Annotated in this window: 23 protein-coding genes; 3 read left to right on the top strand and 20 right to left on the bottom strand. The window is 63.6% G+C overall.

The genetic code is table 11. From position 1 onward, the window contains the following. Positions 1–46 precede the first annotated feature (46 nt). The gene (locus AC1D0N_RS04005) at positions 47–1,111 is read right to left on the bottom strand and encodes an ABC transporter substrate-binding protein (protein WP_477241890.1); all 1,065 of its coding nucleotides are present in this window, start codon (positions 1,109–1,111) and stop codon (positions 47–49) included. Positions 1,112–1,234: 123 nt separating this feature from the next. On the opposite strand from AC1D0N_RS04005, the gene AC1D0N_RS04000 reads away from it, so the two are divergent. Together AC1D0N_RS04000 and AC1D0N_RS03995 are read left to right on the top strand one after the other, a co-directional pair. Continuing rightward, the gene (locus AC1D0N_RS04000) at positions 1,235–1,909 is read left to right on the top strand and encodes a response regulator transcription factor (protein ID WP_477241888.1); all 675 of its coding nucleotides are present in this window, start codon (positions 1,235–1,237) and stop codon (positions 1,907–1,909) included. Beyond that, positions 1,909–3,324 (top strand): sensor histidine kinase N-terminal domain-containing protein, encoded by a 1,416-nt coding sequence (locus AC1D0N_RS03995; RefSeq protein WP_477241598.1) that lies wholly within the window; start codon positions 1,909–1,911, stop codon positions 3,322–3,324. Before AC1D0N_RS04000 ends, AC1D0N_RS03995 begins: the two co-directional genes overlap by 1 nt. On the opposite strand, the gene trmB is transcribed toward AC1D0N_RS03995, so the two are convergent. The 18 genes from trmB to AC1D0N_RS03905 form a co-directional block, all read right to left on the bottom strand. Continuing rightward, complete coding sequence (gene trmB / locus AC1D0N_RS03990) at positions 3,300–4,001, bottom strand: tRNA (guanine(46)-N(7))-methyltransferase TrmB (protein WP_477241596.1); 702 nt, start codon at positions 3,999–4,001, stop codon at positions 3,300–3,302. The two genes, AC1D0N_RS03995 and trmB, sit on opposite strands and share 25 nt — an antisense overlap. Before the next feature lie 24 nt (positions 4,002–4,025). Continuing rightward, positions 4,026–5,291, bottom strand: coding sequence for a methionine adenosyltransferase (gene metK / locus AC1D0N_RS03985; RefSeq protein WP_477241594.1), 1,266 nt, complete (start codon positions 5,289–5,291; stop codon positions 4,026–4,028). Positions 5,292–5,462: 171 nt separating this feature from the next. Then, the gene (locus tag AC1D0N_RS03980; RefSeq protein WP_477241592.1) at positions 5,463–5,882 is read right to left on the bottom strand and encodes a helix-turn-helix domain-containing protein; all 420 of its coding nucleotides are present in this window, start codon (positions 5,880–5,882) and stop codon (positions 5,463–5,465) included. Between the two features lie 138 nt (positions 5,883–6,020). Then, positions 6,021–7,613 (bottom strand): apolipoprotein N-acyltransferase, encoded by a 1,593-nt coding sequence (gene lnt / locus AC1D0N_RS03975; RefSeq protein ID WP_477241590.1) that lies wholly within the window; start codon positions 7,611–7,613, stop codon positions 6,021–6,023. A gap of 78 nt (positions 7,614–7,691) precedes the next feature. Then, positions 7,692–8,162, bottom strand: coding sequence for a VOC family protein (locus tag AC1D0N_RS03970; protein WP_477241588.1), 471 nt, complete (start codon positions 8,160–8,162; stop codon positions 7,692–7,694). A 14-nt stretch (positions 8,163–8,176) separates the two neighbouring features. Further along, complete coding sequence (locus AC1D0N_RS03965; RefSeq protein ID WP_477241586.1) at positions 8,177–9,265, bottom strand: hemolysin family protein; 1,089 nt, start codon at positions 9,263–9,265, stop codon at positions 8,177–8,179. A gap of 28 nt (positions 9,266–9,293) precedes the next feature. After that, complete coding sequence (gene ybeY, locus AC1D0N_RS03960; RefSeq protein ID WP_477241584.1) at positions 9,294–9,800, bottom strand: rRNA maturation RNase YbeY; 507 nt, start codon at positions 9,798–9,800, stop codon at positions 9,294–9,296. A gap of 17 nt (positions 9,801–9,817) precedes the next feature. After that, on the bottom strand, positions 9,818–10,810 hold the full coding sequence (locus AC1D0N_RS03955; protein WP_477241582.1) for a PhoH family protein: 993 nt from the start codon (positions 10,808–10,810) through the stop codon (positions 9,818–9,820). A gap of 83 nt (positions 10,811–10,893) precedes the next feature. Next, positions 10,894–12,303 carry a tRNA (N6-isopentenyl adenosine(37)-C2)-methylthiotransferase MiaB gene (gene miaB, locus AC1D0N_RS03950; RefSeq protein ID WP_477241580.1) on the bottom strand — a complete coding sequence of 470 codons (1,410 nt, stop codon included), beginning with the start codon at positions 12,301–12,303 and terminating at the stop codon, positions 10,894–10,896. Between the two features lie 63 nt (positions 12,304–12,366). Then, positions 12,367–13,167: a lyso-ornithine lipid O-acyltransferase gene (gene olsA, locus AC1D0N_RS03945; protein ID WP_477241578.1), complete on the bottom strand. Its 801-nt coding sequence runs from the start codon at positions 13,165–13,167 to the stop codon at positions 12,367–12,369. Positions 13,168–13,192: 25 nt separating this feature from the next. Further along, positions 13,193–13,687, bottom strand: coding sequence for a ribosomal protein S18-alanine N-acetyltransferase (gene rimI / locus AC1D0N_RS03940; RefSeq protein ID WP_477241576.1), 495 nt, complete (start codon positions 13,685–13,687; stop codon positions 13,193–13,195). After that, positions 13,687–14,364, bottom strand: a complete 678-nt coding sequence (gene tsaB / locus AC1D0N_RS03935) for a tRNA (adenosine(37)-N6)-threonylcarbamoyltransferase complex dimerization subunit type 1 TsaB (protein ID WP_477241574.1) — start codon at positions 14,362–14,364, stop codon at positions 13,687–13,689. Before tsaB ends, rimI begins: the two co-directional genes overlap by 1 nt. 99 nt (positions 14,365–14,463) lie before the next feature. Further along, on the bottom strand, positions 14,464–15,570 hold the full coding sequence (locus AC1D0N_RS03930) for a DUF1513 domain-containing protein (RefSeq protein ID WP_477241573.1): 1,107 nt from the start codon (positions 15,568–15,570) through the stop codon (positions 14,464–14,466). A 2-nt stretch (positions 15,571–15,572) separates the two neighbouring features. Continuing rightward, positions 15,573–16,652, bottom strand: a complete 1,080-nt coding sequence (locus AC1D0N_RS03925; protein ID WP_477241571.1) for an imelysin family protein — start codon at positions 16,650–16,652, stop codon at positions 15,573–15,575. Beyond that, positions 16,652–18,256 carry a di-heme oxidoreductase family protein gene (locus tag AC1D0N_RS03920; RefSeq protein WP_477241569.1) on the bottom strand — a complete coding sequence of 535 codons (1,605 nt, stop codon included), beginning with the start codon at positions 18,254–18,256 and terminating at the stop codon, positions 16,652–16,654. Before AC1D0N_RS03920 ends, AC1D0N_RS03925 begins: the two co-directional genes overlap by 1 nt. A 12-nt stretch (positions 18,257–18,268) precedes the next feature. Continuing rightward, on the bottom strand, positions 18,269–18,754 hold the full coding sequence (gene bfr / locus AC1D0N_RS03915; protein ID WP_477241567.1) for a bacterioferritin: 486 nt from the start codon (positions 18,752–18,754) through the stop codon (positions 18,269–18,271). Continuing rightward, a complete protein-coding gene (locus AC1D0N_RS03910; protein ID WP_477241565.1) occupies positions 18,720–19,031 on the bottom strand; it encodes a (2Fe-2S)-binding protein in 312 nt (103 codons plus the stop codon). The genes bfr and AC1D0N_RS03910 overlap by 35 nt, the downstream gene beginning before the upstream one ends. A 61-nt stretch (positions 19,032–19,092) precedes the next feature. Beyond that, a complete protein-coding gene (locus tag AC1D0N_RS03905; RefSeq protein WP_477241886.1) occupies positions 19,093–20,385 on the bottom strand; it encodes an imelysin family protein in 1,293 nt (430 codons plus the stop codon). Positions 20,386–20,845: 460 nt separating this feature from the next. Here AC1D0N_RS03905 and AC1D0N_RS03900 point away from each other — a divergent pair, with 460 nt between their 5' ends. Further along, a complete protein-coding gene (locus tag AC1D0N_RS03900) occupies positions 20,846–22,099 on the top strand; it encodes an NAD(P)/FAD-dependent oxidoreductase (RefSeq protein WP_477241563.1) in 1,254 nt (417 codons plus the stop codon). A 114-nt stretch (positions 22,100–22,213) separates the two neighbouring features. Here AC1D0N_RS03900 and AC1D0N_RS03895 read toward each other — a convergent pair whose 3' ends face one another. After that, positions 22,214–23,491, bottom strand: coding sequence for a 4-aminobutyrate--2-oxoglutarate transaminase (locus AC1D0N_RS03895; protein ID WP_477241561.1), 1,278 nt, complete (start codon positions 23,489–23,491; stop codon positions 22,214–22,216). Positions 23,492–23,617: the final 126 nt, after the last annotated feature.

The following is a 23,617-nucleotide window of genomic DNA, read 5'->3' as shown; positions in this document are numbered from 1 at the left end:
TGACATCAGACTGACACCGATGCAACAGGATAGGAATATCGTACGATCAGGGACTGCGCAGCGCCGCATTCCAGCGTTCGATGAGGCGCATGCGCTTGACCTGGTCGAGATAGACCATCAGGCCCGGGCTGACCGGGACCGGACGCAATTGTCCGCCGAGAACCGCTTGCATTCTGTTTGCCGTGTTCTCACCCGAAACTTCCGGATTGACGGCGGCGATCTGCAATTTGCGCGCCATCACCGTCTGTCCTTCGGCGGACATGAAATATTCGAGATAACGGCGGCCAAGGTCCGGCGAGCGGGAGGCGGTGGGCACCAGTCCGATGCGCGACATCACCACCGTGTAGTCCTTGGGCAGCACGATGCCGACGTCGGGATCCCTGGCGGCCCAATCGGCGGCATAGGACCCCAGGATGTTGTAGCCAAGCACGAAGCGGCCATCGGCGATGCGCTCGAGGATGGCGGAGCTGGTCGAGTAAAGCTTCACGCCGGACGCTCCCATGGCACGGATGACCGACCAGATATCCGGGTACTGTTCCTGGTCGCGCGCCATGAACATGAAACCGACGCCGGAGCGCTCGATGTCGTAGGTAGCGATACGGCCGTAGACCTTGTCGCCCTGGGTCTTGAGAAAATCGACGAACTGGCCGCGCGTGGCGGGCGGCGGAGCGTCCTTGAAGCTCGGCTTGTGGTAGACGAACACCGCGGGCTCGAACGTCAGTGCGTAGGCGGTGTTACGCCAGTTTGCCCAGCGCGGCCAGAGATCGGAAAGCGGCAGGCGGCTTTCCTGGGCGTAGCCGTCATTGGCGAGCTTGACCTGCAGGTCCATGGCCGAGGAAAAAGCGATGTCGGCGGTACCCTTACCGGCGTCGGTTTCGGCAACGACGCGATCGTAGATATCGGTCGTCAACAGATCCTCATAGCGCACGGCGACGTCGGGATTGGCCTTCTGGAAGCCGTCGATCATCGGCTTGGCCAAAGGCGCGTCCAGCGAGGAATAGACGACCAGAGTGCGTGCGGTCGAAGCCCCGTCAAGTGCGGGAAAGAGGGTGACGTCCGCCCATGCGGGCGCCGAAAGACAAACCAGAACGGTGAGGATGGCCAGGCGCATGGTCGCCAGACCATGCATCAACAAGGCGCACCGCACAACGGCGACACGCCACCGACGCAAGTGACACGGCTCTGGACCTTTGCCTGTCGAATGGGCATCGTCGGTGCAGGGGAGGAGAACCCGGTGCGCATTCTGGTGGTAGAGGACAGTCAGACGTTGGCCGCCGGTCTCGCAGCCGTGCTGAAGGGCAGCGGCTATGCCGTCGACGTGGTCGGCGACGGCGCGTCGGCCGTGGCCGTCCTTGCCACCGAGCGGTTTGACCTCGTCATTCTCGACCTCAACCTGCCGCAGATGGATGGTCTGGAAGTGCTGCGCACCATGCGCGGTCGCCAGCATGACGCGGCGGTGCTGATCCTGTCGGCGCGCCACTCGCTGGACGAAAGGGTCAAAGGGCTAGACCTTGGCGCCGACGACTATATGGTCAAACCCTTCGATGTCGGCGAACTGGAGGCGCGGGTTCGCACGCTGCTGCGCCGCCGCGCCGGCCTCAAGGCAGCGACCGTTGCCTTCGGCGAAGTGGTTCTCGACCTCAACACGCGCAGCTTCTCTTCGCAGGGAGCAACAATCGACATTCCGGCGCGCGAACTGGCATTTCTCGAAACGCTGTTCATGCGCGCCGGCAAGGTGGTGGCCAAGCAGGCCATCATCGAATCGCTTGCCGGTTTCGACGAGGATCTGAGCGCCAACGCCATCGAGCAATATGCCAGCCGCCTGCGCAAGCGGCTGGCGCCTTACGGCCTGACGATCAGGACCGCACGCGGCATCGGCTATTACCTCGAAAAGATCCAAAGCGGCTGATGGTGCCGGCAAAGCCATATTCGCTGCGCAGGCGGCTGCTGGTCTGGCTGCTGGTGCCGCTGGTCATCATCGGCCTGATTGCGCTAGCCGACACCTATCGCGAGGCCGTGAATACGGCAAACGCCGTCTCGGACCGGGTGCTTGCCGGCTCGGCGCTGGCCATTGCCGAGCGCATAGTCGTTGCCGAGAACGGCGTGCTGGAGGTCGACGTCCCCTATGTGGCGCTCGAAATGCTGACGTCGGCAGCGCAGGACCGCGTGTTCTACCGCGTCGACGGCCCCGGTGGCGTCTTCATAACCGGCTATCAGACGTTGCCGGTGATCAAGGGGCTTGCGCGCGAGGAAAGCGGTTATGCCGATGCCAGCTTTCGCGGCGAGCCCATCCGGCTGACATCGCTGTCGCGCGCCGCTTCGACCGGGGCGAGTTCGGTGCCTTTTGTCGTCACCATCGCCGAAACGACGATCGCCCGCACGCAACTGGCGCGGACAATCCTGTTGCGCTCCGCATTGCGGCTGGCCATCCTGATCGGCAGCGCGGCGGCAATCATGTGGCTCGCCGTCACCTTTTCGCTGCAGCCGCTCTATCGGCTGCGCGATGCTATTGCCGAACGTAACCCCGAGGACTTGCATCCGATCGAACAGTCGGTGCCAAAGGAGGTGCGCGGCTTGGTCGACACCGTCAATTCGTTCATGGGAAGACTTGGTTCGGCGCTTGGCGCGATGCGGCATTTCACCGGCAATGCCAGCCACCAGCTGCGCACGCCGCTGGCCATCATCCGCACGCAGCTGGCGCTTTCGGCGCGCGCCCATTCGCTTGAAGAGGCCCGCCATGCCGCAACGATCGGCGACGAGGCGGTGGCCCATGCCGAACGCGTCATCGCCCAGCTGCTGCTGCTGGCCAAGGTCGACGAAGCGATGTCCGATCGGCTGAAGAGCCTTGGTGCGATCAATCTGACCGAGCTGGCGCAGACGCTGACCGCCGACTTTGTCGCCCAGGCCCACAGCGCCGGTATCGACCTCGGCTTCGAGGGCGAACAGGCGCAGTTCGTCCGCGGCGAGCCGATGCTGCTGAGCGAAATGATCCGCAATCTGATCGAAAACGTGCTCGCCTATGCCGGCAGCGGGACGGAGGCGACCGTAAGGGTTTTCGCCGACAGCAACGATGTCGTGCTGGAAGTCGAAGACAGTGGACCGGGTATCGCGGCCAATGAATTGGCAGGCGTGCGCCAGCGCTTCGTGCGCGGCGGTTTCGGCGGCAAACCAGGAGCAGGGCTCGGCCTGCCGATCGTCGAGGAGATCGCGGCACTGTTTGGCGGACGGCTCGATTTGTCGGCAGGCAAGGACGATCGCGGCCTGCGCGTCCGCGTCGCCTTTTCAAATGCGAACCAGGATCAGCTTCGCACGAAGGTAAGATAGGCCGGCCGCCGGCCCTCGCGAATGGCTTTCGCCTCGTAGCGCGTGCCCGGCCAGCCATCATAGGGCCGGTGCCAGTCGGCCGCCTCCTGCGCCTGCCACGCGAATGCGCCATGCGCCCGGCAGTGAAGCAGCGTCCAGTTCACATAGGTGTCGATGTCGGAAGCGAAGCGGAACTTTGCACCAGGCTTCAGCACACGCGCAAAACGGTCGAGATTGAGCGGGCTGACGAAGCGCCGCTTCCAGTGCTTTTTCTTCGGCCACGGGTCGGGATAAAGCAGGTCGATGCCATCGAGCGAAGCCTCAGGCAACCAGTCGAGCAGGCGGGTGGCGTCGTCGTCATAGACCTGAAGGTTGGCAAGCGGCTTTTCGCGCACCGCCATCATCATCTTGGCCATGCCGTTGACGAACGGCTCGACGCCGACAAAACCGGTGGCAGGTGCCGCCGTAGCCCGGTGCAAAAGGTGCTCGCCACCGCCAAAACCGATTTCCAGCTGAACCGCGGAAACATCCGTCGCGAACAGATCCCGCAGATCGACAGGCGGCTTGGCCGTCAGGTCGAGCCTGTAGGTGCTGAAGCCGCTTTCGAGTGCGGCCGCCTGCTGCGGGCGAATGGTCTTGCCGCGCCGGCGACCGAAAAATGCTTCTGTCGCGCGGCTTGGCCTGTCTTTGGGATCCATGGGCTGACGCGTGGCGGCCACCGATCAGGCGGCAACCGCGTCCTTGAGCGCCTTGGCGAGATCGGTCTTTTCCCAGGAGAAAGAACCGTCGCGACCGGCCTTGCGGCCGAAATGGCCGTAGGACGAGGTCTTGGCGTAGATCGGCTTGTTGAGGTCGAGGTGACGGCGGATGCCGGACGGCGACAGATCCATCACCGTGCGCAGCGCTTCCTCGAGCTTTGCCTCGTCAACCTTGCCAGTGCCGTGCAGGTCGACATAGACCGACAGCGGCTGGGCGACGCCGATGGCATAGGACAGCTGGATGGTGCAGCGTTCGGCGAGCTTGGCCGCCACCACATTCTTGGCGAGGTAGCGGGCAGCGTAGGCGGCGGAACGGTCGACCTTGGTGGTGTCCTTGCCCGAGAAAGCGCCGCCGCCATGCGGTGCGGCACCACCATAGGTGTCGACGATGATCTTGCGGCCGGTCAGGCCGGCGTCGCCATCGGGTCCACCGATGACGAACTTGCCGGTCGGGTTGATGTACCACATGCAATCGTCGGCGATCTTCAGATCGCCAAGCGCCTCGCGGATATAGGGTTCGACGACCTTGCGGACTTTCTTCGAATCCCAGCTTGCATCGAGATGCTGGGTCGACAGCACGATCTGCGTCGCCTCGGCGGCCTTACCGTCGATGTAGCGGACGGTGACCTGGCTCTTGGCATCCGGGCCGAGCTTGCCGGCGTCGCCGCTGCCTTCGTGGCGCGCGGCGGCCAGCAATTCGAGGATCTTGTGGCTGTAATAGATCGGCGCCGGCATCAGGTCCGGCGTCTCGCGGCAGGCATAACCGAACATGATGCCCTGGTCGCCGGCACCTTCCTCGCCCTGGCGGTCGGACGCGTTGTCGACACCCTGGCCGATGTCAGGCGACTGGCCGTGCAGGAGAACCTCGATCTTTGCCGTCTTCCAGTGGAAACCGGCCTGCTCGTAGCCGATTTCGCGGATCGCCTTGCGCGCAACCGACTTGAATTTCGCCGGATTGACGACCGAATGCCCGGCCGCGTCCTTCAGAATATTGCCGGCCTTGTCTCGCTTGAGCAGCGTGTCGGGAACACGCACTTCGCCGGCGATGACGACGCGGTTGGTGGTTGCCAGCGTCTCGCAAGCGACACGAACCTTCCACGGGTCCATGCCGGTCTTCTTGGCCTCACGATAGACCAGATCGACGATCTCGTCGGAGATACGGTCACAAACCTTGTCGGGATGGCCCTCGGCAACGGATTCCGAGGTAAAGAAGTAATTCTGCCGCGTCACGGGTGTCCCCTCTTGAAAACGGATCGGCAGAGCTGCCGACTTTGGCGCGCCACGTGTTAGCGGTGCCGGGCGTCGCTCGTCAAGCGGTGCCGCAGTTCTGGCATGAATGTCGCAGCAGTTATTATCTTGTACCACCGGCAGCATGGCGCCGCCGGCAGTCGAGCCTCCGGATCAGTCGGCACCTTCGGTGGAAAGAGATTTCACCAGATCAATGATCCGCCGGCGCACCTTCACATCAACGATCTTGACGAAGGCGCGGTTGAGCTGAAGCCCTTCGGGACTGCCGCAGAATTCGACGGCGAAAGCCATCGAGGCATCTTCAGCGAATCCGCGATTGCCTACGGGCTCCTGACCCGGGGCATCCTCGAAGAAAAAGGCAACGGGCACGCTGAGTATGGACGCTATTGCCTGCAGGCGGCTGGCGCCGACGCGATTCGTGCCTTTTTCATATTTCTGGATCTGTTGAAACGTGATGCCGAGATTCTCACCCAGCTTTTCCTGACTCATTCCAAGCATATTGCGCCGAAGCCGGATGCGACTTCCGACATGGATGTCGATCGGATTCGGTTTTTTCTTGTTTTCTTCTGTCATTTTTTCCTCGCCGAATTTTTCCGGCTTTTTCTATTTTTCTTGCCCAAACGAAGCCGGAGCCAACTGCCCCAACAGAACCTCCAACCGACTTCGAGAAATTTTAGGCGCGTACAGTATGAGTTTCTAATGTGTCGACTGTCAATTCACCCGTAGCCGTTGCCTTACATTCAATGCGAGGGCGATCATGGCAAACAGCAACATGATCAGCATTCCGTTAATGCGCCTCTGGCCGGCGGAGACGAGAGCCTGTCCGGAGACCGGCACCCGCACGTCGATGGCGCCTCGCGCATCGACGGCCAAAGCGTCGACGATGCGTCCGTGCGCGTCGACAACGGCGGAAATGCCGTTATTGGCGGCACGCAACAAGGGCAATCCATTCTCGACCGCGCGAATCTGAGCCTGCCTGAAGTGCTGGTACGGACCCGGCGTGTCGCCGAACCATGCGTCATTTGTGACGTTCACAATAAGCTCGGCTGACGCAGCGTCAACTGCTACCAGATCAGGAAAGATCACCTCGTAACAGATAAAGGGCAGCGCGCGGATGCCGCCGGGCAGCGCGATCGGGTGGCGCTCATTGCCGGCGGCGAAATTCATCGGCCCGGCAACGAGCTGATCGACGCCGAAACGGCCAAGCAGGTCGGCGAAAGGCAGATATTCACCAAACGGCACCAGATGAACCTTGTCGACGGCATCGGTGATCTCACCCTTGTCGTCGATCGCCACCACGGCATTGTAATAGCGGCTGCTGGCATTCGCCGCCGAGCCGCCCTCCTCGCGCACGACGCCGGCAACCAGCACCTGGCCGGTCCCAAGCATCTCGCCCAGCGCCGTCAGCGCATCCGGGCGCTCGGTAAACAGAAACGGCACCGACGTCTCCGGCCACAGGATCAGCTGCGGCTTGCCGTGGCCAGGCTCCGGCGCCTTGGCCGACAACCCCATCAGGGTGGCGAAGATGCGGTCGCGCACCGAGGCGTCCCACTTCTCGCTGAGATCGACGTCAGGCTGCACGATGCGGACATCGACGGTGCGGGTTGCAGGCGCGACCGCAGCGGTAAGCCTGACATAGCCGAAGCCGACATGGGCGCCGACAAGAATGACCAGCAGCGCGGCACCCAGGCGCAGATGCCTTTGCGCCGCAAGCAGCGCCGGCAGCGCGAAAACAAAGACCGCCAGCGCGTTCATGCCGATCATGCCGGTGAGCGAGACGCTCTGCATCAGCAAGGGCACCGGCATCGCCGCATAGCCGACGGCGTTCCAGGGAAAGCCGGTGAACAGAAAGCCGCGCAGCCATTCCGCCAGGGCAAAACCAAAGGCCAGCGCGGCGATGCGGCCGATGTCGTTGCTCCACAGCAGCCGGGCGACGACCGTGGCGAAACCATAGAAAAAGGCGAGCGCGAAGGGGATGCCGATGACTGCGAACGGCAAGGCCCAGGCGAAACTGTCGGCCTCGACCAGAAGTGCCGAGCCGATCCACCACAGGCCGGCGAGAAAATAACCGAAACCGAACCACCAGCCGACGGCAAAGGCCGGCCGCAGGCGCCGCAGCCAGCCGTCGGAGGCTTCGCCGGTGGCGCCATCGAGAAGCCAGACCAGCAGCGGAAACGAAACGAAACAGACAGCGAAAAAATCGTAGGGCGCCTGGGCCAGAACCGCCAATGCCCCGGCGAGAAACGCTACCAGCGCGCGCCGCCAGCCCCAAAGCAGAATTATCCGGCCGGCAAGGCGCTGCATCGAGGCTTCCACATCGCGCGAATCACGGCAGAAGATTTAGCAGGCTGCAGTCCGCGCTCCAAACCGCTTAAATGTGATCTAGCGGTGCCAACCCTCGATCTGCACATCACCGACCCGCTCGGCCTCTTCGCGGGGAACCGAGCGTAGGGTTTGCGTGAAGGTCCAGGCATGGCCTTCGGGGTCGCGCGCCCGATACAGCCGCTCGCCGTAGAACTGATCGGCGGGCTCCTGGACGATGTCGGCGCCGGCCGCCCGCGCCTGCTCGCAATGAGCGTCCAGGCCGTCTTTCAGCCTCATATAGACCGATTGGGTGTTCCTGCCGCCCACCGAAGCCGGGCTGGCGATGTGAGCGGCCCATTCGGAATCGACAATGATATAGCCGTCACCGAAGCGCATTTCGGAATGGACGAGTTTCCCGTCGGCATCACTGACGACCATGCTTGGCTCGAAGCCGAAGGCCGTCTCAAGCCATCGCAAGGCGGCGCGCGGGTCCTTGTAGAATATGCCGGAGCCGAGGGTCGCGTGCTTGAACGGATCGTCGACCGCCATTGGTCGGCGCTTCCTTACGCCTGCTCGGTGCGGACGGCGCGCCGGCGGCGCTCGCCTTTCTGGCTCTGCACGATGCGCACCCGCTTGACGCGGCGCGGATCGGCATCGAGCACGTGGAACTCGAAGCCGGGTATGGCTTGCACCACTTCGCCACGCGCCGGCACGCGGCCCAGCGTGTTGAAGATCATGCCACCGATCGTATCGACATATTCGCCATGCTCGCCGGCGGTAAAGTCCTCGCCGATCATCTTGGCGACCTCGTCGATCTCGGCCTTGCCATCGACGACGAACACGCCATCGCCGGTCTGGGTGATCATCGGCTCGTCATCGTCATGCTCGTCTTCGATGTCGCCGACCACCATCTCGACGATGTCTTCCAGCGAGGCGAGACCATCGGTGCCGCCATATTCGTCGATGACCAGCGCCATCTGGGTGCGCGTCGCCTGCATCCGTCCCATCAGGTCGGAAGCCAGCATCGACGGCGGCACGAAGAGCACCGGGCGGATCAGGCTCAACTCACCGATGGTGCGCGCAAGGTCGACCTGGGCGAGGTCGAGCAGCGTGGCGGCTGGGGCTTTCCTCGATGTCCTGCCCTTCTTGACGCGGGCGACCTTGGTGATGTGCGCCAGCACGTCGCGGATGTGGACCATGCCGCGCGGATCGTCGAGCGTCTCGGAATAGACCGGCATGCGGGAATGGCCGGACTGTTCGAACAGGCCGAGCAGATCGCCCAAAGTCGTGGTGATCTCGACCGCCTCGATGTCAGCGCGCGGCACCATGACATCCTCGACGCGCACTTCGCGCAGACGCAGGATGTTGTTGAGCATGGCGCGTTCGCCGGGCGAAAAGGCGCCGGCGTCGCTTGTCGTTTCGGCCAGGGCGCCGGCGATTTCCTCGCGCAGGCTGGTGCCGTTGCGCTGCCGGAACAGGCCGATCACGCGGTCGAACAGGGAAGGACCGGCAGGCGATGGCTCGCTGGCAATGCTGCCAGAAACGGGGCTGCCGGTCGTGGTACTGGGACTCGAGCCCTCTTCCGTCGTATCGGAAGGCTTGGTCGCACTGCCGGCTTCGGGGCGGGCGGCAGTTTCTGGTTTGTCGTTCATCGTCGTCCGGTCATTTGGTCTTTTGTAGTTACGCGTAGGGATCGGGAATGGCAAGCCTTGCCAGCGTGGCGCGCTCGATGGCTTCCATTGCCTCTGCCTCGGCATCGGTCTCGTGATCGTGGCCCAGCAAATGCAGCAGGCCGTGGATGACGAGATGGGTGATATGGTTGTCGATCGGCTTGTCTTCCAGTGCCGCTTCGCGCGCAACGGTCTCGGCGGCCAGCACGATGTCGCCCAGCATCGGCGGCAGCGGACCACCCATGACGAACGGAAAAGCCGGGAAAGACAGGACGTTGGTGGGTTTGTCCTTGCCGCGCCAATCGGCGTTGAGGGTGCGGATATGGGCATCGTCGGAAAAGACGATGCTGAGCTCGGACTGCCCCGCAACACCGGTTTCGGCAAACGCGGCAGCAACGGCGCGATCGACCAGCCGCGTCAAGCTTGCCTCATCGGGCCAGTCGCCGGCTTCGACAGAGATGTCGATCTCGACGGGAACCGAAAAATCCCCGTCGCCAGGTTTTAAGTCTTCAGGCATGAGCCGGCATCGTCACATCAGCTCTCGACGCCGAGACCACGCGCCAGCTTGGCGTCGCGGTCATAGGCCCTGACGATTTCGGCCACCAGCGGGTGGCGGACCACGTCGCCGTCGTTGAAGCGCACCGTTACCGCGCCGTCCACGCCATCAAGGACCCGCAGCGCTTCGACCAGGCCCGATTTGGTGTTGGAGGGCAGGTCGATCTGCGTCGGATCGCCGGTGACGATCATGCGCGAGTTCTCGCCGAGACGGGTGAGGAACATCTTCATCTGCATCGGCGTGGTGTTCTGCGCCTCGTCGAGGATGACGGCGGCATGCGCCAGCGTGCGGCCGCGCATGAAGGCCAGCGGCGCGATTTCGATCACCTCGGCGGCAATGGCGCGCTCGACCTTGTCGGCGGGCATCATGTCGTAGAGCGCGTCATAGAGCGGCCGCAGGTACGGATCGACCTTTTCCTTCATGTCGCCGGGCAGGAAGCCGAGCCTTTCACCAGCCTCGACCGCCGGCCGCGACAGGATGATGCGTTCGACCATGCCGCGTTCGAGCAGCATCGCCGCATGCGCCACCGCCAGATAGGTCTTGCCGGTGCCGGCCGGGCCGATGCCGAAGACAAGCTCGGACCGCTCCAGCGCGCGCATATAGGCGTCCTGGTTGAGCGAGCGGGCATAGATCGTCTTCTTGCGGGTAGCGATCTGGGCGGCGGATACCTTGCCCTTGCGCTCCAGCGTCGGCAGCGTCAGCTGGTCGTCGGCGGCGATCGCCATGCGCACGGCGCCATCGACGTCCGACTGGCCGATATCGACGCCTTTCTGGAGAATGCCGTAGAGATTGTCGAGTGCGCGGCGCGCCTGCTCGGCTGCCGAAGCGGACCCCTTGATGGTCAGCTGATTGCCGCGCGAGCGGATATCGATACCGAGCTTTTGTTCAAGTCGGGCCAGATTCTCGTCGAACTGGCCGTAAAGGGCGCTGGCAAGCTTGTTGTTGTCGAAAGTCAGAACGATGTGCGCCATATCCGAGGCCCCAGACGTCAAACTCTGAGGCAGATTCTTCACTTCAGCAGCGCTCAACCGTCTCTCCTCATCTGCCGAGGCCGTCAGGCCAATTCGGCGAACAGGCTATTGTAGCCCGTCTTCGTGATTCGCACCTGGATAATGTCACCGATTTCGCCGGCCTTTTCATCAACAATAACTGGCTGCAGCCATGGCGAGCGGCCAACCTTCTGGCCGGCCTGGCGGCCGGGCTTCTCGATCAGCGTATCAATGGTCCTACCGACCAGGCTGGCGCCGAAATCCTGCTGCTGTTTCACAAGCAGAGCCTGCAGACGCTGCAGGCGCTCGTCCTTGACCGCTTCCGGCACATGATCGGTCATCTCGGCGCCCGGCGTGCCGGGACGCGGCGAATATTTGAACGAAAAGGCCGAGGCATAATTTACCTGACGGACCAGTTGCATCGTCGCCTCGAAATCGGCTTCCGTCTCGCCGGGGAAGCCGACAATGAAGTCGCCTGAAAGCGCGATGTCGCTGCGCGCGGCGCGAACACGGTCGAGCAGAGTCAGATAGTCCTTTGCCGTGTGCCTGCGGTTCATCGCCTTGAGGATGCGGTCGGAGCCCGATTGCACCGGCAGATGCAGGTAGGGCATCAGCGCCGGCAGGTCGCGGTGGGCTGATATCAGCTCGTCGTCCATGTCGCGCGGGTGGCTGGTGGTGTAGCGCAGCCGGGCAAGGCCGGGAATCTCGGCCAGCCGGAACAGCAGGCGGCCAAGGCCCCATTCCGCGCCGTTTTCGCCCTGGCCATGCCATGCGTTGACGTTCTGGCCGAGCAGCGTCACCTCGCGCACGCCGGCTTCCGCCAGACGCTCGGCCTCCGCAACGATCTGCGCCACCGGCCGCGACACTTCCGAGCCTCTTGTATAGGGCACGACGCAGAAGGTGCAGAACTTGTCGCAGCCTTCCTGCACGGTGAGGAAGGCGGTGACGCCGCGCTTGATCACTTCGGCGCGCCTGGGCTGCGGCAAATGCTCGAACTTGTCCTCGACGGCGTAGTCGGTCTCGATGACCTTCTCGCCGCCACGCACCCTTGCCAGCACATCGGGCAGCCGGTGATAGGTCTGCGGGCCGATGACCAGATCGACGGCCGGCGAACGCCGCAGGATCTCCGTCCCTTCCGCCTGCGCGACGCAACCGGCAACGCCGATCAGCATCTCGCGCCCGACCTTGGCACGTTCGGCCTTCATCTCGCGGATGCGGCCGAGTTCGGAATAGACCTTTTCCGCCGCTTTCTCCCTGATGTGGCAGGTGTTGAGCAGCACCAGATCGGCCTCGCCAATGGCATCCGTCGCCGCATAGCCGTCGGCGGCCAGCGCATCGGTCATGCGCTGTGAGTCATAGACGTTCATCTGGCAGCCATAGGTCTTGACGAAGACCTTCCTGGTTGCAGCAGCCGGCGTGACCGCGCTTTCGGTCGCCGTGGCGATGTCGTCCCGTTCTATCGTGTTCAAATCCATCCGGCGGCTTCTAACGCCTTTTGGTGACAAAAAACAGACGCTTTTGCCCGGAGCGGCTTGGAACTACCGGCTCGGCCGCGGCGCGGCGAGTGCCGCCTGCATCATCGCGCGCACCTGGCTTTCCATCAGCTTCGACGTTTCCTTGCGGTTCGAGCCCTTGGAGAAGGGAACCGGCTCGCCGAAATGCACCTCGACATCGAGAGCGCCCTCGGCCAGCAACACCTTGAGATGCGGCATCAGGTCCTCGTCGCCGATCCAGGCGGCAATCGGCCGGTGCCGGCGGCCGAGCGGCACGCCATGCAGGCGCGTGTAAACGATCGCCACCGGCTGGATGAACACCTGGTCGACTGCGCCTTCCGCGAGCGCCATCGAGGCGGCGCCGAACAGCGTGCTCTTGAACGGCAAAAGCAAATTGCCATCGCCGGTCGAGCCTTCGGCAAACAGCACCATGGCATCGCCCTTGGCCATGCGGTTGGCGATCTCGCTCGCCTGATCGCCCGACGAACGCTTGCGCTCGCGCTCGATGAAGACGGTGCGCTGCAGCTTCGACAGCATGCCGATCAGGGGCCAGCCTTCCATATCGGCCCTGGCGATAAATTTTACATCGACCATCGAGCCCAGCACCATGATGTCGGTCCAGGAGATGTGGTTGGACGCCACCAGCAGCGGGCGCTGGTTGGACAGCGTGCCTTTGACATGGATGCGCATGCCGAGCGCCCTGACGATGATCCTGTGCCAGATCTTGAGGATGAACGTCTCGGGCCAAATCCCGGTCTTCATCGACAGGATCTGCAGCGGCACAAGGATCAGCGAGCTGACGACAACGAGGCCCAGCGCCAGGAAAATCCGGATTTTCTTGATCATTCGCCCTGGCCCTGCCCGCGCTCTGCTAGCGAAGATCGCGGCGCATGACAAGCGCGCCGGTCGGGCCGTGTTCCGGCGATTTGTAATAGTTGGCGCGCTTGCCGACCTCACGGAAGCCGAGCCGCCGGTAGAGCGCGATGGCGGCGACGTTGGTCTCGTCGACCTCGAGGAAAAGCGCTTCGGCGCGCTGCGCGTGCAGTTCGCGCAGCACGGCGTCCATCAATTGCCAGCCGAGCCCCTGGCGGCGATGCGATCGCGCCACCGCGACGGTCAGGATCTCGCCCTCGCCGGCCGCCAGCCGCGCCAGCACGAAGCCGACCGGCGGCTTGGCGCCGTGTCCCGTCTCGCGCGCGGCATAGCCGAACACCGTGTCCTGCTCGAGCAGCGCGGCGAATTCGCCATCGGTCCACGGTCGCACGAAATCCTCGCGATGCAGAACCGACACCGCCGGGCTGTCGGCAATGGTCAGCGGTTCGAGCGCATAATCCCTACGGCGCGGTTGGAGGAAGGGAATGCGCATTATTCTTCCTGCCTCGAAAGAATAAAGCCGGCCTGCGGCTTTGCGTCGGCACCACGCAGATAGAGCGGTTTCGGCTTTTCGCCCTCGCCCTTGGCGGCGGCGAGCCGTGCGTAGACGGCGATATCGGCGGTGGCAGCCGTTGGACCGATGTCTAGGGCGTGCCCGACGGTCGCGGCGATCTGCATGGCAGCGGTACCGGCAAGGACCGGAGACTTGTCCGCCGCCATGGTGGCGGCTTGCGAGAGCGTGGTCACGTCAGGACCATAGCGCAAAACCGACAATTCATCGTAAAGCGCTGCATGGATCTCCTCGCGCCCGGCATCGAGCGCGGCGAACACGGCGCGGCCGGGAAATCCAGCTGCTGCTTCCGCAGCGAGCCCTTCCAGCGTCGTCACCCCGATCGCCGGGATTTTCAGCGCCAGCGCCAGGCCGCGCGCCGCCGAAACGCCGACGCGCAGGCCGGTGAAGGAGCCGGGACCGATGGAGACGGCGATGGCGCCGAGGCCGGCAAAGTCGGTTCCACCGGCCTTCAACGCCGTATCGATGACGGCCATCAGATGCTCGGCATGACCCTTGCCGAGGTTGAGCACCGAGCGGCCAAGCTCCTTCCCGGCCGCCGCGTCGTAGACGCAGGCAGCACAGAGAGAGGCGGCACAGTCGATGGCAAGCAACTTCATGAGGCGGCCGGTTCGAGAAACAATTCCCTGTGCCCCGCCATGGCCCGTGACCGCAAGGAGAAAGTTAAGCGGCTTGCTTTGCCAGGACGACAGCCCAGCCTACGCAACCTGCTCGATGCGCAGCATGTGATTGTCCCAGACATAGTCCGGTTCGGAGCGTGTCGCGCCGCCGGCTTCGACGATGTCACCGGCGCCTGTCGTTGCCATGAAGCTCGCTTTGTCGGGCGCGACGCCGCAGACCTCGGCCAGCGACCGGGTGGCGACGATGCGGCCGCTGGCCACGTCGATCAACGCCAGCGAATTGCCCTCCGGCGAGGACACGGCGACGATCCCGCTCGCCGGGTTGGCGGCGACCGAGCCGATGTAATTGCGAAAGCCGGAAAGCACGTCCTGCGGCATATCGAGCAGCTGCAACGCCTTGCCGCGCGCGGCGCGGCCGACCAGCAGCGGACGGTCGGTGCCCGGCCCGCGGTACTGGCAGCCGAACCAGACGGTGCCGGACTGATCGGCATCCATGTGGCGGATCGACAGCTGGTGCAGTGCGGTCGGCAATTCATGCTTTTCGATGAGATCGCCGGTGACGCGGTCGACCAGCACATAGGACGGCTTCATTGTCGCTATGTTGAGCTCGGCGCGGCCGAAATCCGGATGGGTTTCGATGCCGCCATTGGCAATGGCCAGGGTCCTGCCGTCGCCCAGCAGCAGAAGCTCGTGCGAGCCCATGCCGTAGGTCGGAAACTCGCCGATGCGGTTGAATTTCGCCCGCGCGTCATAGATTCCGACGACCCCGGCGGCGTTGTCGAAATCATTCTCGGTGGCGTAGAGCAGCGCGCCATCGCCAGAGAACACGCCGTGGCCGAAGAAGTGCCGGCCAGCGATGCTGGCGATGGTCTGCGGCTTGTCGCGGCCGGTGTGATCGAAGACCACGGCGAAGGTGCCGGGCTGCCTGGCGAAGACCACCGAGCGCTTCGACACTGGATCGAAGGTGACGTCATGACCGCGATCGGGCAGGTCGATCGCATGCAGCACCTTGCCGGAATCGGAGAGGATCGCCGCGCCATGGCTGCCGTCGCGCTTTACGAAAGCGGTGGCGAAGACAGCGTCGGCATCGAGCGTCTTTGCCCAAGCCGACGGCGCCATAGCTGCCACAAAGCCGGCACCTGCGGCCCTCAGGAAATCGCGGCGGCCGATCAGCGGCGTTCTCATGATCAGTCCCCGTCGAGCGAGGAAAAGCCGGCGGTCAGGCCGAATTCGGCGGTCAGCCTGGTGCCTATCAGCGTCGACAGGCTCGAAGTGATCAGCGCGAAATGGTCGAGTTTGTCACGCAGCACCGGATCGGCGAGCGCCTTGTCGATCGGACCCTGGATGGACTTCGCGGTCGCGACGCCGTTGACCAGCTGGATATGGATCGAGTCCGCCATCCAGCGCGCATCTTCCGGCAGCGCGTCACCCAGTTGCGAGGCCTGGAATAGCGTATCGATGCCGGATAGATTTCCAGCCAGTGACGTGGCGGTGTTTTGCGAGCGCCAATAGATCGCCTGCCTGGGTTTGTCGGCTTCCGGCTTACCGCCGAGAAAGCCTTTCAGGCGTACGTCGCGGACCATATCCAGCTCATTGATGAAGACACCGACCAGTTCGGTCACCGCTTCGGTGCCATCGCGGTAGAGCGCGTTTTGCGGTCCGGGATTGGCCCAGAGCGCGGCAAACCCATCCGGTCTGTTCCAGGCGTCGCTGACATCGGCGGCCATGGTTTCGATGTTACCGGCGACCGCCGCGCCATAGGCGCAGCGATAGGGATCGTCCTTGCCGGCGAGCGTCTCGGCGCCGTCGCCGTAGAGCACGAATTCCAGCGCGCCCAGGCCCTGCATGGCGACGCTCTTGCCGGCCAGCTGAGCCGGATCGGTGGCGGTCGGATCCTTGCCGGCCAATGCCGCCTGGACCTGCTTGAGGCCGATGCTCTTGCGATCCGGCCAATAGAGCATGCGTTCCAGCCGGTTGTTCTCCTTGATCGGCCCGAAACCGATGATTTCGGCGGAAGACCAGGCTTCGACCGTGGCCGAGAATTCGGCGCGTGCCGCATCGAGATCGGCTTGCGAGGCCGCGTCGCACAGCGTGTGCATTGCCTTGGTCAAACGTCCCGCATGGTCATGCAAGCCGGCATAGGCCGGGCGGACAAAGCCGTCGATCGCCCGCTGGATGATTTCTGAGGCCTTGACCGCCGGGGATGCCGGGAAAACACCCAGCAGAACCAGCGGAAGAACGAGAACCAGCGCAGAACGCTTCAACATCAGAGTGACTCCAGGAATTTGACCAGCGCATCGCGGTCGGCAGCATTGGCGGCGGCAAAGCGGTCGCGCGCCTTCTGGCCCTCGCCACCATGCCACAGGATGGCCTCATCAAGGCTGCGAGCGCGCCCATCATGCAGGAAAAAAGCGTTGCCGTTGACGGTTTGGGTCAGGCCGATGCCCCATAGCGGTGGCGTGCGCCATTCGCTGCCGGTGGCGTCGCCCACGGCCTGCCCATCGGCGAGATCAAGCCCCATGTCATGCAACAGAAAGTCGGAATACGGCCAGATCAGTTGAAAGGCCTGCGCCTTGTTGGGCGTGCTGCGTATGGTCACGAATTTCGGCGTGTGGCAGGCAATGCAGCCGATGTCGTAAAAGATCTTCTTTCCGGCGAGCACTTGGCGCGCGTCGACGTCGCGCCGCGCGGGCACGGCAAGGTTCTGCGAATAGAAGGTGACGAGATCCATGATCGGCGGTGGTGCCTCGACCGGACCGAGGCGTTTTTGCACGCCGTTCGGCATGGCCAGGCATTTCTGCTCGGCTGCGGTGCAGTCGCCCCAATGATCAGGCACTTCCGGCGTCGAAATGCCGATGTCGCCGGCGAAAGCATCCGCCGCTTGTTCGCGGATCGACGGCGTCTGCGCCTTCCAGCCGAAACGGCCGAGCGTCAGCGCACCGCTCATGATGTCGCGCACGATGTTGGGCCTGCCGGAAATGCCGTCATTGTTGCGGTCGTCCGGTTCGGCGTTGGCGAGAATGTCGGCCGCAGCGATCTGCTCGATCAGGCCGAGCCCGATCATCGGCGGCGTCAGGCGCGGCGACAGTGTGGTGTGCGGATCGAGCGGCCCGTAGGCCAGATTGTCGACCGAATAACTGGGCTTGCGCAGCGAAACGACACTGCCGTCGCCGAGCGTCACCTGCTCTTCCCGATAGTCGACATGCATCTTGCCTTCGCCCGGCAGGCCCGGAACGGCCAAGTCCTGCAATTGGGTGCCATAGACCGGGTCGGGGAAATTGAGCACCTTTTGGTCGGCGATCTCGGCCTTCTCTTCCGCGCTGCTCGCTTGTCGCGCCAGCCGCAGGAACATCGAGGTGGTGCCGGCATCGCCCTCCGGCGGATGACCGCGGCCGTCCTTGAGATGGCAGTTCTGGCAGGCCCGCTCATTGAACAGGGGCCCGAGCCCGTCCGAGGCTTGCGTCGACGACGGCGACGACACCCAGTTCTTGCGGAAAAGCGCATTGCCGAGCTTGAAAGTGCCCTCTTCCTCGAAGGTGATGTTGGCGGCGGATTGCGAGAACGCGTCCCTGTCGACGCCCTTCCTCGACGTGCCGGCGCCGCCCTGCATCAGCTCGAATGGCTCGGGCTTGGAGAAATCTGTGGTCGGCCGGGTGACGGCAATGACGCGCGCCAGGTCTTTCGGCGTGAGGTCCGTGCGGCTGGTGGCAAGGCCCGCCGGCTCCGGCGCACCGGCCTGGGCCGAAGCCGTCAGGGTCACCACGACGGCAAGCGATACGCCGCGAAACATCTGGTGTCGCGGGTTTTTCTGGGGCGGCAGGCCGAGGTCGGCCTGCCGTAAGCGGCGCAGAATGTCTAAGGGGCGCCGCATTCCCGCATGTCCTTATTCCGCTTCGTCGGCCGATGCCGCGTTGAGCTGGCCGTATTTTTCCTCGCCGATCGAGGCGAGCAGATCGAGTTGCGTCTCGAGGAAGTCGATGTGACCTTCCTCGTCGGCCAGCAATTCCTCGAACAGTTTCATCGTCACGTAGTCGCCTGCTTCTTCACAGATCTCGCGCGAGCGCCTGTAGGCGGTGCGTGCGTCATATTCGCCGGCAAGATCGGATTCGAGCACTTCCTTGACGTTCTGCCCGATGCGCAAAGGCGCCACGGATTGCAGGTTCGGATGTCCCTCGAGGAAGATGATACGGGCCACCAGCCGGTCGGCATGGTGCATCTCCTCGATCGATTCAGCGCGTTCCTTCTTCGCCAGCTTGGCGTATCCCCAGTCTTCCAGAAGACGGAAATGCACCCAGTATTGGTTGACCGCCCCCAGCTCCAGAAACAGCGCCTCGTTAAGCCGCTCGATGACCTGCTTTTCGCCTTTCATGGGTTCTGCTCCCGTATTGGACGCGCAGGCCTCTGACGCGATCCAGATGTGAAACGATGTCCACGCCGTTCGCCTCCGAGCGGGCGTGGTAATTTTCGGTGACCCGAATGATCGTTTCGACCACATTTGGGAAGCAGCCGCAACAGCGACCGCGCTTCTGCATGGCGTGATAGATCTTCGCCGGCACGATGAGCTGCCACGGATCCTGATCGAGCAGTGCGACGATCGTCTGCTCGATTTCCTTCTCCGTGATGATGTTGCAATGGCAGATCAGCATCGACTTGCTCTGGCTGACGGCGCGCTCCTCCGCACCGTGTGGCTTGTTTCTTGGTCAGACCTTACTTGAACACTTTGTCCGGCGCATCGAGGCTGTCGGACCCTTCGAAAGCGATGTTGTTGAGCTTGAGGGCGCCAACGGCGCGTTCGATCGACTTGGTCTGGTCGATCAGCGCGTCGATTGCCGCCTGAACGGTTGCATTGCCTTGCGCGTTGCCCTCGGCGATCTGCTGGTCATAGGCCTCGCCGGCCAGGGCGCGGGCCTTGATGGCTTCCATCTTGGCGACCGAGACATCCAGCTTGTCCGACAGTTCCTTGTCGATCGCCGGATCGGCGGCCTTGACCATGTCGTGCACTGACGGTCCCTGAATGACGGTGCCGTCGAGCCGCGTGTAGCTGGCGAGATAGGCGGCGCGGATGCCGATGGCGTCATAGAGATGGGAGATATAGGTGTTGTCGGAGAAGCAGTCATGCTCCTCTTCCGGATCGTGCAGCAACAGGCCGAGCTTCATGCGCTCGCCGGCCAGTTCGCCATAGGACAGCGAGCCCATGCCGGTGAAGATCACCGAGATGGCGGTGTTCGGCTCACCGTCGACGAGGTTTTTGCGGGCGGCGCCGTCTTCCTTCCAGTTGCCAACCATCTCCTGCAGGCCGGAAACCAGAAGGTCGCTCGCGGATTTCAGATATTGCGCGCGCCGGTCGCAATTGCCGCCGGTGCAATTGGCAAGGTCATAGTCCGTGTAGGGCCGCTCGCCGGCGCCGGCGCCGGTGCCATGCAGGTCCTGGCCCCAGAGCAGGAATTCGATGGCGTGATAGCCGGTGGCGACATTGGCCTCTATGCCGCCGGCCTCCTGCAGCGTGCCGGATAGGAATTCCGGCGTCAGGTTGGTGGCATCGACCTTCTTGCCGTTGATCTCGATCGACTTGTTGGCGATCACATTGGCGGTGTAGAGCGCGTTGGCGTCGGACTCGGTGCCGTAGCTCTTGGCGACATAGTCGATCAGGCCTTCGTCCAGCGGCCAGGAGTTCACCTTACCTTCCCAGTCGTCGACGATCTTGTTGCCGAAACGGTAGACTTCGGTCTGCTGGTAGGGGATGCGCGATGCCTTCCAGGCCTCGCGCGCGGCGGTCAGCGTTTCCACCGAAGGCTTGGCAAGCAGCGCATCGACGGCCGTGTCGAGCGCCTGCGCCGTGGTCAACGAATCCTCGTATTTGGCGAGCGCGATGTCCGAATAGGTCTTGATGACCGCCTTGGCATCGGTTTCCGCCTTAGCCGGCAGCACGAACACTGCCGCCGTCAGCAGTGCCGTGGCGCCGATCGCAGCAAGCCTTGAGCCATACCGTGCCGTGATCATCGCTCTCATGATTGTCGTCTCCTCAGGAATTTCAGTGAAATGTCGGCGCCGACGGCGCAGCAATGGATGATCGGCGCCGCGGCATGCATCTGCCATCGGGCGAAAAAGAGGCCGCGACACGGGCGCGATTTGCTAAAGAAAGACACCGAAATGCCTCCAATCGAAAGGGTTCAAGGCCCAGACATCAAAGGGATGCGCTTGCTGCGCGAGGCTCTCATAAAGCGGCGGCGGGGCGGGAAGTCAACTGGCACGGACAAGAAAAATCAATTGAAACAACAGTTTAGAATTATTCTAAACTGTAACTGTCAACTTTAACCGCCCCGCACATTGCACGGTTCAGGAACGCGGCGATTGACAGGTGGCCATCCCGGGTGCGACCCGGACCGGGGCTCTTGCGACGGCGGCAGACAATCGCCACTTGGCCAGACGTCCTAGAATCGGTTGAGGAATTTGGGCTGCGATGAAGAACGGTGTGGTCATAGTCGGTGCGGGGCATGCGGGCGTGCAAGCGGCCGCCAGCCTGCGCGAGGAGGGCTATGATGGGCCGGTGATCCTTACCGGCGACGAGAACGAGCTGCCGTATCACAAGCCGCCGCTGTCGAAGACCTTCATCAAGGACTCAGAGGCGAAACCGCAGCCATTGCGTGGCGAGGCTTTTTACATCGGCAGTGCCATCGACTACCGGCCGGGCATCCGCATAGACCGCATCGACGCCGGTGGCCGCAAGCTGGAGATTGAAGGCGGCGGCGCGCTGCCGTTTGACCGCCTGATCCTGGCGACCGGCTCGCGGCCGCGTCTTCTTCCGCTGCCAGGTTCCGACCTTTCCGGCGTGGTGTCGCTGCGTTCGATCGCCGATGCGCGGCTGATCCGGGAGCTCAGCGCGCACAGCGAGGATGTCGTCATTCTCGGCGGCGGATTCATCGGACTGGAGATCGCAGCCACCCTGAAAGCGGCCGGCCGCAAGGTGACCGTGGTCGAAGCCGTCGACCGGCTGCTTGGCCGGGCGGTGGCGCCAGTCATCGCCAGCCACGTCCGACAGCGGCTGGAGGCGACGGGCGTGCGCATCCTCACCGGCACCACCATTGCCCGGCTGGAAGGCGAGAACGGCCGTGTTTCGGCTGCGGTCACATCCGGTGGCGAGCGGCTGCCGGCGCAAATGATCATCATCGGCATCGGCGTCGTGCCCAATGTCGAATTGGCTGAGGCAGCCGGCATCGCCATTGCCAACGGCATCCGCGTCGACCAGCAGATGCGCAGCTCATTGCCGGAAATCCTCGCCATCGGCGACGCCGCCTCCTACCGGCACTGGTTCACCGGGGCGGACGTGCGGCTGGAATCGGTGCAGAACGCCACCGACCAGGCGCGGCTTGCGGCGCGCACCATCGCTGGCCATGCCGACGCCTTTGCGGCGGTGCCCTGGTTCTGGTCGGATATCGGCGACATGAAGCTGCAGATGGTCGGGCTGACGTCGGGCGGCGACAGCCATGTCGTGCTGGGCGATCTGGGCGAGAACAAATTTTCGATCTATCACTATGCCGGAGACCGGCTGCTCGGGATTGAATCGGTCAACCGCCCCGGCGACCACATGCTTGGCCGCAAGATGCTCGGCGCCGGCTTCTCGCCAACGCCGCAGACGGTAGCAGAAGGCCCTGATGGGCTGAAGGCTGCACTGGCGGCGTTTCAGCAGGATGAACCGGCTAGGGCTGCGGGCTAGATGCGCTTACCCTCCCCCTTGTGGGGAGGGTCGCTGCGAAGCAGCGGGGCGGCACCGACCCCCACCCGGACCTTCGGTCCTACCTCCCCACGAGGGGGAGGTAGGGGTCGCGGCTCAGGCAGCGCAGACTTCGCGGATCGAGCTTTCCAGAATATCAAGCGCCTCGTTCATGACGTTGTCCTGGATGGTGATCGGCGCCAGGAAGCGGATGACGTTGCCGTAGACGCCGCAGGTCAAGAGGATCAGGCCCTTGTCGAGCGCCTTCAGCCGGATCGCATTTGCGATCTCGGCCGACGGCAGGCCCTTCTTGACGTCGTTGAACTCGACCGCGTTCATGAAACCGAGGCCCCGGATATCGACAATCTCGGGCACGTCGTCACGAATCGACTGCAGCCGCTGCTTCAGCCTTGCACCCAGCGTATTGGCGCGGTCGCAGAGCTTTTCGTCCTCGATCACGTCGAGGACGGCATGCGCGGCAGCAACACCGATCGGGCTGCCGCCATAGGTGCCGCCGAGCCCGCCGGGGTTCGGCGCATCCATGATCTCAGCGCGGCCGGTGACCGCCGCCAGCGGGAAGCCGCCGGCCAGGCTCTTGGCCATTGTGGTGATGTCGGCCGCCACGTCGTGATGATCCATGGCGAACATCTTGCCGGTACGGGCAAAGCCGGTCTGCACCTCGTCGGCGATCAGCAGCATGCCGTGCTGGTCGCAGATCTTGCGCAGGGCCACCATGAATTCACGCGGCGCATCGTAAAAGCCGCCCTCGCCCTGCACTGGTTCGAGGATGATGGCGGCGACACGGGCCGGGTCGACATCGGCCTTGAACAGGCGATCGAGTGCGGCCAGCGAATCGGCGACCGAGACGCCATGCAGCGGCACCGGGAACGGCGCGTGGAAAACATCGGCCGGCATGGCGCCGAAGCCGACCTTGTAGGGCACGACCTTGCCGGTCAGCGCCATGCCCATGAAGGTGCGGCCGTGGAAACCGCCGGCAAAGGCGATGACGGCCTGGCGGCCGGTGGCGTTGCGGGCGATCTTGATGGCGTTCTCGACCGCCTCGGCACCAGTGGTGACAAAAATCGTCTTCTTGTCGAACTTGCCGGGCAGCATGGCGTTCAGCCGTTCGGCCAGTCGCACATAGCTCTCGTAAGGCACCACCTGGTGGCAGGTGTGGGTGAAACGGTCGAGCTGCGCCTTCACAGCCTCGATCACCTTGGGATGGCGGTGGCCGGTGTTGACGACGGCGATGCCGGACGAGAAGTCGATGTAGCGGCGTCCCTCAACATCCCAGATTTCTGAATTCTCGGCGCGATCGGCATAGATCTGCGTGGTCATGCCGACGCCGCGCGAAATCGACTGGTTCTTGCGTTCGGAAATGGCTGAATTCTTCATGTCTCGTCCTCGCCGGGCGGGCGCCCGTTCTCGTTGGTAGCTGCTCCAGACCTCTTCTGACCTTATTTCACGTTTTCCTCAAGTCGGCACCACCGCCCGGTTCATTGGGCCTGCCGTTCGGCCCTA

The sequence above is a fragment of the Mesorhizobium sp. P2_E10 genome (assembly GCF_056404235.1).
This window is presented reverse-complemented; position numbering and strand designations above follow the sequence as displayed.